Origin of the sequence: Chondrinema litorale (assembly GCF_026250525.1) — a bacterium.
GTDB classification, from domain to species: domain Bacteria; phylum Bacteroidota; class Bacteroidia; order Cytophagales; family Flammeovirgaceae; genus Chondrinema; species Chondrinema litorale.
The window spans coordinates 37,296-49,841 of the sequence record NZ_CP111061.1 but is presented as its reverse complement, the minus strand read 5'-3'; the positions used below and the strand labels follow the sequence as shown (position 1 = coordinate 49,841).

General features: G+C 36.7%; 11 protein-coding genes and 1 riboswitch. Of the genes, 8 read left to right on the top strand and 3 right to left on the bottom strand.

Annotated features, from left to right (window positions below):
* The first annotated feature begins 210 nt into the window (after positions 1-210).
* From OQ292_RS37865 to OQ292_RS37835, 7 genes are all read left to right on the top strand, one after another.
* Positions 211-1,671: a cobyric acid synthase gene (locus tag OQ292_RS37865; RefSeq protein WP_284689481.1), complete on the top strand. Its 1,461-nt coding sequence runs from the start codon at positions 211-213 to the stop codon at positions 1,669-1,671.
* A gap of 12 nt (positions 1,672-1,683) precedes the next feature.
* A complete protein-coding gene (locus OQ292_RS37860; RefSeq protein ID WP_284689480.1) occupies positions 1,684-2,709 on the top strand; it encodes a pyridoxal phosphate-dependent aminotransferase in 1,026 nt (341 codons plus the stop codon).
* Positions 2,691-3,635: an adenosylcobinamide-phosphate synthase CbiB gene (cbiB, locus tag OQ292_RS37855; protein ID WP_284689479.1), complete on the top strand. Its 945-nt coding sequence runs from the start codon at positions 2,691-2,693 to the stop codon at positions 3,633-3,635. Before OQ292_RS37860 ends, cbiB begins: the two co-directional genes overlap by 19 nt.
* Positions 3,632-4,195 carry an AAA family ATPase gene (locus OQ292_RS37850; RefSeq protein ID WP_284689478.1) on the top strand — a complete coding sequence of 188 codons (564 nt, stop codon included), beginning with the start codon at positions 3,632-3,634 and terminating at the stop codon, positions 4,193-4,195. Before cbiB ends, OQ292_RS37850 begins: the two co-directional genes overlap by 4 nt.
* Before the next feature lie 69 nt (positions 4,196-4,264).
* Positions 4,265-4,505, top strand: a riboswitch (cobalamin riboswitch).
* A gap of 227 nt (positions 4,506-4,732) precedes the next feature.
* Complete coding sequence (locus tag OQ292_RS37845; RefSeq protein WP_284689477.1) at positions 4,733-7,165, top strand: TonB-dependent receptor; 2,433 nt, start codon at positions 4,733-4,735, stop codon at positions 7,163-7,165.
* Between the two features lie 21 nt (positions 7,166-7,186).
* Positions 7,187-7,987, top strand: coding sequence for a (2Fe-2S) ferredoxin domain-containing protein (locus tag OQ292_RS37840; RefSeq protein WP_284689476.1), 801 nt, complete (start codon positions 7,187-7,189; stop codon positions 7,985-7,987).
* A 63-nt stretch (positions 7,988-8,050) separates the two neighbouring features.
* Complete coding sequence (locus OQ292_RS37835) at positions 8,051-8,629, top strand: cob(I)yrinic acid a,c-diamide adenosyltransferase (protein ID WP_284689475.1); 579 nt, start codon at positions 8,051-8,053, stop codon at positions 8,627-8,629.
* A gap of 64 nt (positions 8,630-8,693) precedes the next feature.
* Here OQ292_RS37835 and OQ292_RS37830 read toward each other — a convergent pair whose 3' ends face one another.
* The 3 genes from OQ292_RS37830 to OQ292_RS37820 form a co-directional block, all read right to left on the bottom strand.
* Positions 8,694-9,197 carry a bifunctional adenosylcobinamide kinase/adenosylcobinamide-phosphate guanylyltransferase gene (locus OQ292_RS37830; protein ID WP_284689474.1) on the bottom strand — a complete coding sequence of 168 codons (504 nt, stop codon included), beginning with the start codon at positions 9,195-9,197 and terminating at the stop codon, positions 8,694-8,696.
* A gap of 51 nt (positions 9,198-9,248) precedes the next feature.
* Positions 9,249-9,806: a hypothetical protein gene (locus OQ292_RS37825; RefSeq protein ID WP_284689473.1), complete on the bottom strand. Its 558-nt coding sequence runs from the start codon at positions 9,804-9,806 to the stop codon at positions 9,249-9,251.
* A 71-nt stretch (positions 9,807-9,877) separates the two neighbouring features.
* Entirely contained in the window at positions 9,878-11,149 is a 1,272-nt protein-coding gene (locus OQ292_RS37820; protein WP_284689472.1) for a DUF2264 domain-containing protein, read from the bottom strand.
* A 216-nt stretch (positions 11,150-11,365) separates the two neighbouring features.
* On the opposite strand from OQ292_RS37820, the gene OQ292_RS37815 reads away from it, so the two are divergent.
* A complete protein-coding gene (locus OQ292_RS37815; protein WP_284689471.1) occupies positions 11,366-12,505 on the top strand; it encodes a redoxin domain-containing protein in 1,140 nt (379 codons plus the stop codon).
* Positions 12,506-12,546 lie beyond the last annotated feature (41 nt).

The following is a 12,546-nucleotide window of genomic DNA, read 5'->3' as shown; positions in this document are numbered from 1 at the left end:
ATATTGTGGGTAGTAGCATTTTTTCTGGTGTTACGACACTTCGACTAGACTTTTTTTGCTAACTTTTTTGTGTCAATGACAAAAAAATTAATGGGCTTGCAAGCAAGTCAGGTTGAAGGGTGAAACCCTTGGAATAGTGTGAAGGGATTGCCCTAATAATTAAATGAAGAGAAAAATTTTTGGGTTTGGTTAAAATCAAAATTTAAAATAATGTATCGTCCATTAATGCTTGTAGGAACTGCTTCGGATGTTGGAAAAAGCATCCTTTGTGCTGCATTTTGCCGCATCTTTAAGCAAGATGGTTTGCAACCAGCTCCTTTTAAAGCACAAAACATGTCGCTAAATAGTTATGCCACACCAGATGGTTTAGAGTTGGGTAGAGCGCAGGCTGTTCAGGCAGAAGCTGCTGGGGTTCCTTGTCACACAGATATGAATCCGGTTTTGCTAAAACCAAACAGCCACACCAGTTCGCAAGTGGTATTGAATGGAAAGCCTCATGGCAATCAATCAGCCTACAGCTATTTTAAAAGAGAGGGAAGACAGCATTTATTTCAAGAAGCATTTAAGGCGTTTGAGCGACTCAATCAGAGGTATAGCCCTGTGGTAATGGAAGGAGCTGGGAGTATTTCTGAATTGAATCTCAAGAAAAACGACATTACCAATATGGCGATGGCGACCAAAGCCGGAGCAGCTACTTTGTTGGTAGGCGATATTGATCGGGGAGGAGTTTTCGGTAGTGTTTATGGTTCTATCAGGTTATTGCCAGACCATGAGCGAGATGCCATCAAAGGAATATTGATTAATAAGTTTAGAGGTGATGCTCGACTTTTTGAAGATGGCAAAAAAATACTAGAAGACATTACTGGCAAGCCGGTTTTAGGAGTAATTCCTTATCTGGAAAATATGGGACTCGAAGAAGAAGATTCTGTGGCACTAGAAAGGCAAAAACGTTTCCCGATTTATGGAATGGTGAACATTGTTGTACCTCGTTTGCCAAGACTTTCTAACTACACCGACTTTGCTGTTTTCAATCTGGTTTCAGGAGTAAATTTGTTTTACACAGACAATCCTGATTTTGTAAAAGCGGCAGATATTGTCATTTTACCTGGTTCTAAAAATACCATTGAAGATTTGCTCTGGCTCAAAGAAAAAGGCTTAGCCGATGCTATTCTTCATGTTTATTCAGCAGGGAAAAAGGTGATTGGTATTTGTGGCGGTTATCAGATGTTGGGTAAAAGTATTGAAGACCCTTATCAAGTAGAATCTGATTTGGGTGAGGTGCAAGGTTTGGGTATTCTTCCAGTAAAAACCATTCTTTCCAAAGAAAAAACTACTGTGCAGCAGCGCTTCCAATTTCAAGACAAAGATGCATTGTGCAAAGCCTATGAAATCCACATGGGTGAAACGATGATCATTGATGAAGCGAAGACTTTGAACATATTGAAAGATGGAAAAACAGAAGGTTGCCAGCTAAATAATTGTTGGGGGACTTACCTACATGGTATTTTAGATAATGCAGCTGTTTTACAAGATTTATTGGCTCCATTCGGTATTCACATTCCTGAGTTGGATTACGAAGCTTATAAGGAAAACGAATACAACCGATTGGCAGATCATGTGAGGGAGTTTGTAGATATGGATGCGATTTATAAAATGATTCAGCCATCATAATTTTGATGAACCATGCTTTACGGACACGGAGACGATTTACACGCTTTTGAGAAAGCACAAATCACAGCAAATTTTAGTACCAATGTTTGGCCAGACGGACCTCATCCTTTGCTTTTATCAAAACTTTCAGATTCTATAAAACAACTGGATGCTTACCCAGAACCAGCCGGTAAGCCATTTGTTGAGCAACTATCTGCTTTTTATAATGTATCTGCTGAGCATTTTCTGGCAACCAATGGCACAGCCGATGCGATTTATTTAATTGCCCAAGTTTTCAGGAAAAGAACAGCAACTATCTTTGTTCCTACTTTTGCAGAGTATGAAGATGCAGCTAAACTCCACCAGATTGAATGCAGTTTTTGTAATTGGAATGAGATTGAAAAAATTCCAAAACTCTCAACGGATTTGGCTTTTATCTGCTATCCCAATAATCCAACTGGGCAAATTGTAGCAACCGAAATTCTGGAAGCTTTCATCAAAAAAAATCCTGAGACTTTATTTATCATAGATGAAGCTTATGAAGGCTTTTTAAAACATAGTCAAAGTTTATTAGGTAAAATCGACCAGTTTAAAAACTTACTTTTGCTAAGGTCGCTTACTAAACTTTTCACCTTACCGGGTTTGCGTTTGGGTTATATTTCTGGTCATCCATCCATCATCAAAAAAATAAGTGAATATAAACCTCCTTGGTCAGTAAATTCTCTGGCAGTTCAAGCAGGTGTATTCATCTTTCAAGATTACGAAAAGTATTTGCCTGATGTTAGAGCTTTGCTCGAAGAAACCCAGTGGTTTTTAAATGAGGTAAATCAAATTGATGGCTTAAAAGTTTTGCCTACGGTGACCAATTTCTTTTTGGTGAAATCTTTATTTGCAGAAGCGAAACAACTCAAAGTCTATTTGGCAGAGAAAGGAATGCTGATAAGAGATGCGGCTAATTTTCGAGCTTTGTCTCCAAACTATTTTAGATTGGCGACATTGCAAAGGGAAAAAAATCAACAATTGATAAACGAATTAAAGCTATGGAATCCGAACAGTTGATGGAGGTAATAGCTCCACTTGTGATAGGTTATTTGTTGGATTTACTATTGGCCGATCCTGAAAACTGGCCGCATCCTATTCGCTTATTTGGCAACATGGCTTACAAAACCGAGCAATTATTCAACAATGGCAAAGCTAGATTTTTAAAGGGAAGCATAGGGGCAAGCACATTAATTATCAGTGTTTATTTGTGTTTCTATTTCGCAGATCACTGGCTTTTATCATTCAATATCTGGCTTAAAATAGCTTTCGATTCTTTGTTTGTCTACTGGGGTATCGCTAATAAATCACTCATCAAAGAAGTATCCCATGTTTTTGAAAAGCTCTATGAAGGTTTAGAAAAAGGCAGAAAACAACTTGCTAGAATCGTTGGTCGAGATACCTCAAAACTTAATGATGAGCAAATAAAAATTGCTGCCCTCGAATCACTGTCGGAGAATTTGAGTGATGGTACCATTGCTCCACTTTTTTTCTATGCTTTATTGGGCGTTCCAGGAATTATGGCCTATAAAATGGCAAATACACTGGATTCTATGTGGGGTTACAGGAATGAGCGTTTCGAGCAATTTGGGAAATTTGCTGCCCGATTTGACGATCTCCTCAATTATATTCCGGCAAGATTAACAGCATTTTTCATGGGATTGCTGGCTTTCAACTTGAAAGCTTTTAAATTTACCCTGCGTTATGGGAAATTACATAAAAGTCCGAATGCCGGATATCCCGAAGCAGCACTGGCAGGCATATTAGATTGTAGATTTGGCGGCCCTAATATTTACCATGGGGAGCTTGTAGAGAAGCCTTTTATTGGAGAAAATCAGAAGAATCCTGCAAAAAAAGATCTTGAAAAAGCAATGAGGCTAAATCATCTGGTTACAGCTGGTTTTGTGTTGGGTATTGCTATGTTGTATTGCTTATATTACTTATGATAAAAAGGATTGTAATTACAGGTGGTCCTGGTGCTGGGAAAACCACACTAATAAATATGCTCGAAGAATTAGGTTTTTTAGTGAGTCATGAAGTGAGCAGAAAACTAATAAAACAAGAAGCTAAAAAAAAAGATGGCGTTTTGCCTTGGAAAAACCTCCCATTATTTGCCGAAAAAGCTTGCTTGGCAATGACAAAAGAATGGAGATACTCTGTAGAAGCTACTCCATATGGAAATATAAAACCTTTAAAGCCTTTGTTTGTGTTTTATGATCGTGGTTTGCCAGATATTGAAGCATATTTGCTAAATGCCAAAGAGCTTGTAAGTAATAGCATAGACAGTGCTATTTCTTCTTATCGTTATGAGAAAAAGATTTTCTGGTGCGCTCCATGGGAAGATATTTACGAACAAGATCCTGAGAGGCCGCAAGATTTTAAAATGGCCACAGACTTAGGTGTTACAATAAAGCAAGTGTATGAATATTACGATTATCAAGTAATAGAAGTACCAAAAGATACACCTAGTCAGCGAGTAGATTTTATATTGGGAAATTTAGATTAACTCAATTTAACTGACATAAATCAGGCATTATTTCTTTTGCATTTTTATTTATTATTTCAAAATACCTACTACCTTTGAGTCGTAAATGGTTGTCTGCCATAGGCAGGCATGAAAGGGAATTTGGTGAAAATCCAAAACAGTCCCCGCTGCTGTAATCCTGAAATTAATTTGTATTGAAAAACATTGATACGTGAATCAATCAAAATAATTTCTGTGCTTCAACCCCTACCTTCGCCACTACCCTGTAAAGGGTGGGAAGGCCGTTAGAAGCCGGGAAAGTCAGAAGACCTGCCATTTTCATTAAGAATCTGATTGCTTTCGGGTGAAAAGTATTCATGTGATGCAGTTTTTAGCATTTGGTTTTAGAAAAAAAATTATAGGATTGTTATGTCTGATCAGCATTAATATCCTTTGGCATTCATCATTTTGTCTTTCTATGTCTTTTGTTTATTGTGTCACGAGATAAGTTATAAGTATTTCATAATGAATTGCTTATGCTGTAAAATATTTCATTCAACATTTTTTAAAAGTAAAAAAATGAGACAGGCTAAGTTTAACCTTGCTTTACTATTTATATGTACAGGGTTAATGATTACACCGCTATTTGCACAAACTACTTCAACAGGAAAGATTGTTTCAGGGATTATAGAAGGAAACGAAGGACCGCTTACTGGTGCAACAGTTATAGAAAAAGGCACACATAATGGTACAATTACAGATGTAAAAGGGATGTTCAGGTTAGCTGTTCAACAGGAAAATCCAGTGTTGATTATTCGTTTTCAAGGATTCGAATCTCAAGAAGTAGCAGTAGAAAATCTGAATACTCCTTTAAAAATTAATTTAACTGAAAGCATTTCTGAACTCGATCATGTAATTGTTACCGCAACACGTTCTCCAAAAGATATCGAAAATGTTCCTCAAAAAGTAAAGGTAATCAGCAGCAAAGATATTGATATGACTGTTGCTAGCGATATGAGCGACCTAGTAAAGAAAACTGCTGGGGTTGATATCATCCAATATCCGGGGATGCTAGCTGGCGTAGGTATAAGGGGTTTTCGCCCAGAGTATTCAGGTATTAACCAGAAAACACTCGTATTGGTAGATGGTCGTCCTGCTGGGTCGTCTAATTTAGCCACCCTCACTATGGATAATATCGAAAGAGTAGAGGTATTGAAAGGGCCGGCTTCTGCTTTGTATGGCGCACAGGCAATGGGTGGTGTCATCAACATCATTACAAAAAAATCTAAAGGAGCTTTAAAAGGGAGAGTATTTGCAGGAATCGGAAGTTTTGGTATTACACAAGGTGGTTTTTCTGTGGGAGGAGACATTGCCGAAAACCTCGATTTTGATGTGAGTTTCAACAATTATAATCAGAGTAAAGATTATAAAATAGGAAAAGGAAATCTGTTTAGAGATGCTTTTGGTTGGGATGAAGCTACTCGAATTTTATGGACGGAGCAAGGCAAAGAAGAAGTAGCTATAGCAGATACCATTGGCGATGGAGATACCAGACCAAATACAACTTATAGTAAATACAATGCTTCAGTTAGGCTTGGCTATAATATAAATGACAACTGGCGAATAGATATTAAAGGAGATAGGTTTCTGGCAAATGATGTGAACACACCGGGAGATATTACAGATGGAAGTCTCTCACCCGGACTAAAAGATTTAAATAGATACGGTGGTGATGTGATTTTAAAAGGTGCTTTTTCTGAAAGTAATCATCTAACGGCTAAATTCTTTGCTGCAAAAGAAGAAACTCAGAACTACAGAGTCAGTGTAAATGACTCAACTACCATTAGAACACAGTATGTGAGAAGCAACAATCAACTCAATTGGATTGGTGGTCAGGTGATGGATAGACAGCGTTTGGGGGATCATTTTCTTACTGTAGGGCTTGATGTAAATAGCATAGAGCAAGAGAATTTTTCTTATAGTAGTACTGGTGAGCAAAGTTCAGTTTCTGTCAGTTCTCCAAACTTTACGCAAACAACTACAGGTCTTTATGCACAGGGAGAATTAAACTTTCTGGATAATAAATTAAACCTAACAGCCGGTATTCGCTACGAAAATATTAGTTACGATATTACAGGAACAAATTTATTTCCATCTCGCTCGCAAAACAATAATGTAATAACTCCAAGTATTGGTGTGAACTTCAACTTTGCCGAAAATCTTTATTTACATTCTACATTCGGAACGGCTTATACAACAGTAGATGTGTTTTCAATTGCAGGTTATAGCGAAACAGAAGTAAGCACTGATACAGTAGATGTTTTTAGAGGAAACCCAGACCTCGAAAACCAAAGCAGCCAGACTTTTGATATTGGGCTTCGTTATAGCAAACCAGACAATGGATTCTCTGCTGATCTTACCTTTTTCTACACCAGTTTCGACAACAATGTGGTTTCAACTGTTAGTCAATACCCAGACCAATTGGCAGAAAGTGGTGATGTTATTCGTAACTTAAATAGCTATGCCAATGCAGAAAGCACCACACTTTCTGGACTTGAGTTAGATGTAAATTATCGCATCAATAAAAATTTAGGTGTATTTGTAAATGGGGTGTACATATTAAAAGCTGAGGAGATAAGAGAAATTTACAGACAGCCCGATCCGCTAACATTAGACATGCACAATGTGGCTAATCTCTCATTAAACTATGGAGTTGATTATAGCAAAAAATGGTTTTCTACCAGGTTATCTGGCAGATATGTAGGTTGCCGATTCGATACAGATTGGGGTTACTATTTAAGTTCAGACAATGGCTATGGAACTGGCAATTATGCTGATGTAAAATATGCTTCATTTATGGTGATAGACTGGGTGGCTAACTTCAAATTAAAAAACAATCAGCTTAGTCTGATGATCAATAACTTAACCGATGAAAATTACTACGAAAAAAGAGGATATAACCTGATGGGCAGAAATGTGCAATTGCGCTATACGCTGTACTTCGGGCAATAAAATTTAATCTAGAATTTTTTTATGGGAAAAGACTTAAGTAAAGTAGAAACAACTTTCTATTTCTGCGATGGAGGATCATGCCGCAAAGCCGGCAGTGATCTTCCTTTGCGTTCAGCCCGTGCCTATTTGCGAAATGAGCAGTTGTGGGAAAATACCCATACTGTTCGCACCAGATGTAATGGCCGCTGCGAAGACGCTCCAACTTGCATTGTGCAACCCGGAAATTACTGGTACAAACACCTCGACACAGTAAATGTAGTAGACATTATTCAATCTCACATTGATGAAGAAAAACCTGTATCAGCGCATTTAATTTTTCAAGATGGTTGGCAGCAAATGCAGTCAGAAAAAGAACGGCCACCAGCAAAAGATAAATTTTTTGTTGAAAAAGAAGATACTGAACTGGGTAAAGTATTTATGGCAAGAGGTCTTACTTCAGATCAATACACTTATCCTTTACTTGTTTTTCTAATGTCTCATAAAGAACACGTAAGTATTACAAAGCCTTGTGGTACAACCCTTTCATTTAGTAACTTACAGCATTTTGAATATGTAGATACCTACAAAGCTAAGTTGCAATGGGCAGAAACCAGTTTTGAAATCACACTCGGTTTGGTGCCCAAAACAGAACCTTTAGACTTGCAACAGTCTAAAGTGAGTGTAACAGATTTTTTCTATTCTGAGGAAAAACGCGGTGTTCGCTTTAAAAATAAATTGGGGAAACATTTAGCCACATTGATGTTTGAGCCTGAAAATACGGCTATTTGGGACTATTGCTTAAAAGTGCAGTTGAACATGTTAAGTGGGGAGCGAATTGCTTAACAATAAAAGATTACGATTTTACAAGCTATTTAAAACATACATAACCTGATAAGTAATTATAAAATGAAGATTTACACTAAAAAAGGAGATGCTGGCAAAACTGGTACATTTGGCGGTAAAAGAGAAGATAAAGATTCTGCCAGAATAGAATGCAATGGCACTTTAGATGAAGCAAACTCAACTATTGGTTTGTTAAGAGCTAAGCTAGGAGAGGGGCATCTTTGGCAAAATAATCTACAAAAAATTCAAAAAGATTTGATGGATATGATGTCTCATTTGGCGAGACCATCTGTATCGAACAAAGTGAACTCGAACCCTAAACCAGAAGATGGTGCCGATTTTTGTGAAGCTTGGATAGATGAATTGGAATCTGTAATTACTTCTCCTTCGGAGTATTTTCTTTTACCAGGAGGGAATGAGGTTTCAGCTTTGTGCCATGTTGCCAGAACACAAATTAGAAGGGCAGAACGTCGATTAGTAACCTTGGCTAAAGAAGACCCAGAGTGTGTAGAACCTTATATTTCTGCATATGTAAACAGGCTTTCAGATTTATTTTTCACACTTGCTCGCGCAGAAATGGATAAAGAAGGAGTGGCTGAAGAGAAATGGCAATTGTTTTTATACAAGCGTAAAAAGAAATAAAAATACTACCTAGTGTTAAATGCCTGCCTGTTGTACTCTAAGTTAACAGTGCAGGCTTATTTTGTTATTTCAGTTTCCAAGGAATACCCGAAACCATAAAAAATACTTCATCAGCTTTTTTAGCAATATACTGGTTTGTAAAACCCTGCAAATTGGTAAATTTTCTGCCAATGGCTGTATCTGCGTGCAGTCCCATACCTAGTTCATTGGTAACAATTAACCATGTTTTGTTAGCGTCTAGTTTTTCGACTTCTGCTTTGGCAATTTTCAGAGATTTTTCAATATCACTGTCTGCTTGCATAAAGATATTTGAAAGCCAAAGTGTTACACAGTCAACCAATATAACTTCTCTGTCTGTTTCTACACTGCTAATTTTTACAGGTATTTCAGCAGTTTCCCATTCTTCGCCACGTTGCTGTTTGTGCCTTTCGACTCTGGCTGCAAAGTCTGGATCTTTTTCAACATGTGAAGTTGCCAGGTACAATGGATTTTTTGTTAGTTCTAATGCTTTCTCCTGCGCAAATGAGGATTTCCCTGAGCGGGTTCCTCCTGTAATCAACACGATCATTATTGAATGTTTTAAATGTTTATTGTAAAATACTTTTCTAAAAATGTATTGCTATGAAATGAATTTATTCATCCATTTTTCAAATTCTTTCTGATATTTCTCCCTCGCTTTTTGTACTATTTCATCTGGGTTATTTGTTGCTGAGATTTGGTAATTCTCTAATAACCAATTTTGATATTCTTTTATGAATTTACTGGATTCATGGTCTTCAGATTTGAAATAAGAAACATTATCATGATCAACATACACTTCAGTATCATAAGTCAAAATCTTTAATAAGTCATCAATACTTTTAGAGATAACGTGGTATCCTCCTTCACTGCCAAAAGCTACAACCGGTGTGTTTTCTAAGCTATTCTCTTTGTTCTTTAACCAAAAGGCATAGATTGAGCCTGTACCATCTGCTAGTGCGAATGGAATAAGTGAGGTTAAAAATTCTTCTTCTCCAGAATAAGTTTTTAGCATATAGTTTTCTGCATCTACCTCAAATTCAAAACCCTGAGAAAACCAGTCATCAATTGCTATTGTATTTGTGAAATTTAGTAAGCCTATTAAGATTTCAGGTATGGATTTATTCCTAAATGCTTTTTTAAATTCACTAATTTCCATTGCTCAAATGTAATAAAAACTACCTGCCTTTTGTGTAACAGGTAGTATTGGTCAATTTTCTATTTATAGAATTAATACAAAGCGTGGTCTATGTTTATTTTGCCACCGTTCCATACTTTTTTCTGTGTCCAGTCTGCGTTTGGTTTGCTCCAGAATGGGTCAGATTCTGGTAAGCCTAATATTAAAAATGCTTGAGAGCAGAGGTACAAACTTCCGGTAGAAATATAGTATTCGCCTAACTCTGGTTGGTGTCCGTACAAGCCAATTTGCAACCAGCCATTTTCATCGAAAGTGCCGGGAGCTTCAATCTGTCTCTTTATCACTGTATACAAAGCGCATCTTACTTGCTCTGGCGAAACTTCTTCTGGCAATGCTTTAAGCAAAGCAATTTGTGCTAAAGATTGGAAAGCGCCAAAACGGTAACATAGAGACCTGCCAATTGGTGGATACGTGCCTTCTGGTGAGATTAATCTCTCCTGAATTTGAGCATATCTGGCTTCGCGTTTCAGAAAAGTATTGTATAGTTTTTCATCATCTAAAACCACTTCTGTAATATCTAGCAACATAGGCTGAATCACAAAACTGTTGTAATAATCCCAGTGAAAGTCCGGTCCATCGCCATATAATCCATCACCTTTATACCAGTTCTGGTGCTCTTTTACAGCGTAGTCTATGCGCATCATATCTGCCTTGCCTTCAAACTTATAAATGGCAGCTTCTACCATTGCACTAAATAATAGCCAGTTGCTGTAATAAGGTTTAATATCTCTTGAAGATTTAAATGCATTGAGTACATTTTCTTTGGTTTGCTCATCTAAATTTCCCCAGAGTTGAGTTGGCGCTCTCAATAATGCGTGTGCTAAAAAGGCGGCATCAACTACAGGTTGTTTGCCTATATTAAAATTCATGAAATCTGGAGAAGCCGGATCAGTCGCATTTTTGATGCACTTTACCGAAAGATCAATATATTTTTTTCTCAGTTTGCCTTCTGCTGTGTTATCTGGGCCAAGCTCTAACCAAGGTGCCATACCGCCGATTAATCTACCAAAAGCTTCTAGATAAGTTACTTTTTTTCTCTCTTCTTCTTGCCCTTCAACTGCCTCAACAGGCATTTTCTCTCTTAACTGATTTTTGCTTAATGCATCTAAAAGTGGATCGGCAATCAATAGCATTTTTTCGATCAAATATTTTCTTTGCTCATCACCATCGGGTAGCGGTTCATTTTGCTTTGCATAAACCGAAGCTTTAGCTAAAAAAAAGCTTATGAGTAATAGGAATGCTAGGCTTTTATGAAATTTTGCATTGTTGGAAGGTAATTCATTTTCAGGCTGAAACATCATCATTTGCAGTTTATTTATGTTCTTGATAGTTACAGTTTAAAGCTAAAAGTAAATTGATTAAAATGAAACTAATTGGACTTTCTGTAGAAGAATTTGAACCAAATTGATTTTTGTTCGTACTAACTGGTAATTTTTTTATGATAAATTTTAGGTATGTAATGCCTGCTGAAATTCATCAAGGTCACACAAATTTTTTGTCATTTTTTCCTCTAATCAATTATGAAAAATCTATTATTTATCTTCCTAAGCCTATTAGTACACAGCGGTTTTGCAAACACCCCATTTACTTGTGTATTACAAGGCAAGGTGGTGGACAGAGATAGTAAAGAACTGATTCTAGTTAAATTAACTGAAGACGAAAGGGTTTCTATGCAAACCATACAAATTAATGAAGACCATACTTTTTCCTATACACTTAAAGGTGATCAGATTGAAAGATATAATCTTACATTTAAAGAAGAATGGCTGGGAGGTAATTGGCATTATATCCCTTTTTTTCCAGATGCAGATACTGTAAAGTTTGAACTTTATCCTGAAGAAAGATATGATGAAAACATCATTATAGGTGGTGAAATAAATGAAGAGGCTCAAACTTATAAGAAAAAGCTTATGTCGATTTATGACCCAACCTTTAATAGAATTAGTAATCAAATGGATTCATTATATGAGATTGATCAGCAAAACTCAGAGTTTGCTAAGCAATTAAAGAGTGAAAGCGATTCAGTAAGGATTAGTTATGTTTATTGGTCTCTTGATTATATACAGAATAACCCTAGTTTATTTTCTTATAGTGAGTTTATAGAGTCGTTGAACTACAAGAGATACAGAAACATTAAAGCAGAAGAAGTTTTAGAAGCTTATGATATTTTAAAAGAGAAATTTCCAGATCACCTATACACTTCTGTAGCTCAAAATATAATTGGTGGTTTAGTTCAAGTAAAAGTAGGAGGGAGTTTTGTAGACTTTGAAGCCCCAGATGCCGAAGGTAATTTGGTGAAGATTTCAGAAATAATTAAAAACAATAAGTTTACTCTTATTGACTTGTGGGCACCATGGTGTGGCCCTTGTATTAAAAAAGCAAAGGCTATAAAACCGAATTATCAAGAATTGAATAAAGCAGGTTTAACGGTGATAGGCGTAGTGGGAGGCATAAGTGAAAAAAGTGAGTATACGGAGGCAGTAAATAAATATGAGTACCCTTGGCAAAACTTAGTTGAGCTAAATGAAGAGAATAAAGTGTGGGAGAAATATAACATCAAGTTTGCTGGTGGTTCTCAGTTTTTGGTAAATCAAAAAGGAGAAATACTGGCTATTAATCCTGATCTAGCAGAGCTTCAAAATATCATAGAAAGTTTATAAACAAAAAAGGAGACTTGAAATTGATTCAGGTCTCCTTTAAA

What these genes read in the sequence shown, in the direction of transcription:
- OQ292_RS37865 (WP_284689481.1), top strand. Translation starts at nt 211, where the DNA reads ATGTATCGTCCATTAATGCTTGTAGGAACTGCTTCGGATGTTGGAAAA.
- OQ292_RS37860 (WP_284689480.1), top strand. Translation starts at nt 1,684, where the DNA reads ATGCTTTACGGACACGGAGACGATTTACACGCTTTTGAGAAAGCACAA.
- cbiB (WP_284689479.1), top strand. Translation starts at nt 2,691, where the DNA reads ATGGAATCCGAACAGTTGATGGAGGTAATAGCTCCACTTGTGATAGGT.
- OQ292_RS37850 (WP_284689478.1), top strand. Translation starts at nt 3,632, where the DNA reads ATGATAAAAAGGATTGTAATTACAGGTGGTCCTGGTGCTGGGAAAACC.
- OQ292_RS37845 (WP_284689477.1), top strand. Translation starts at nt 4,733, where the DNA reads ATGAGACAGGCTAAGTTTAACCTTGCTTTACTATTTATATGTACAGGG.
- OQ292_RS37840 (WP_284689476.1), top strand. Translation starts at nt 7,187, where the DNA reads ATGGGAAAAGACTTAAGTAAAGTAGAAACAACTTTCTATTTCTGCGAT.
- OQ292_RS37835 (WP_284689475.1), top strand. Translation starts at nt 8,051, where the DNA reads ATGAAGATTTACACTAAAAAAGGAGATGCTGGCAAAACTGGTACATTT.
- OQ292_RS37830 (WP_284689474.1), bottom strand. Translation starts at nt 9,197, where the DNA reads ATGATCGTGTTGATTACAGGAGGAACCCGCTCAGGGAAATCCTCATTT.
- OQ292_RS37825 (WP_284689473.1), bottom strand. Translation starts at nt 9,806, where the DNA reads ATGGAAATTAGTGAATTTAAAAAAGCATTTAGGAATAAATCCATACCT.
- OQ292_RS37820 (WP_284689472.1), bottom strand. Translation starts at nt 11,149, where the DNA reads ATGATGATGTTTCAGCCTGAAAATGAATTACCTTCCAACAATGCAAAA.
- OQ292_RS37815 (WP_284689471.1), top strand. Translation starts at nt 11,366, where the DNA reads ATGAAAAATCTATTATTTATCTTCCTAAGCCTATTAGTACACAGCGGT.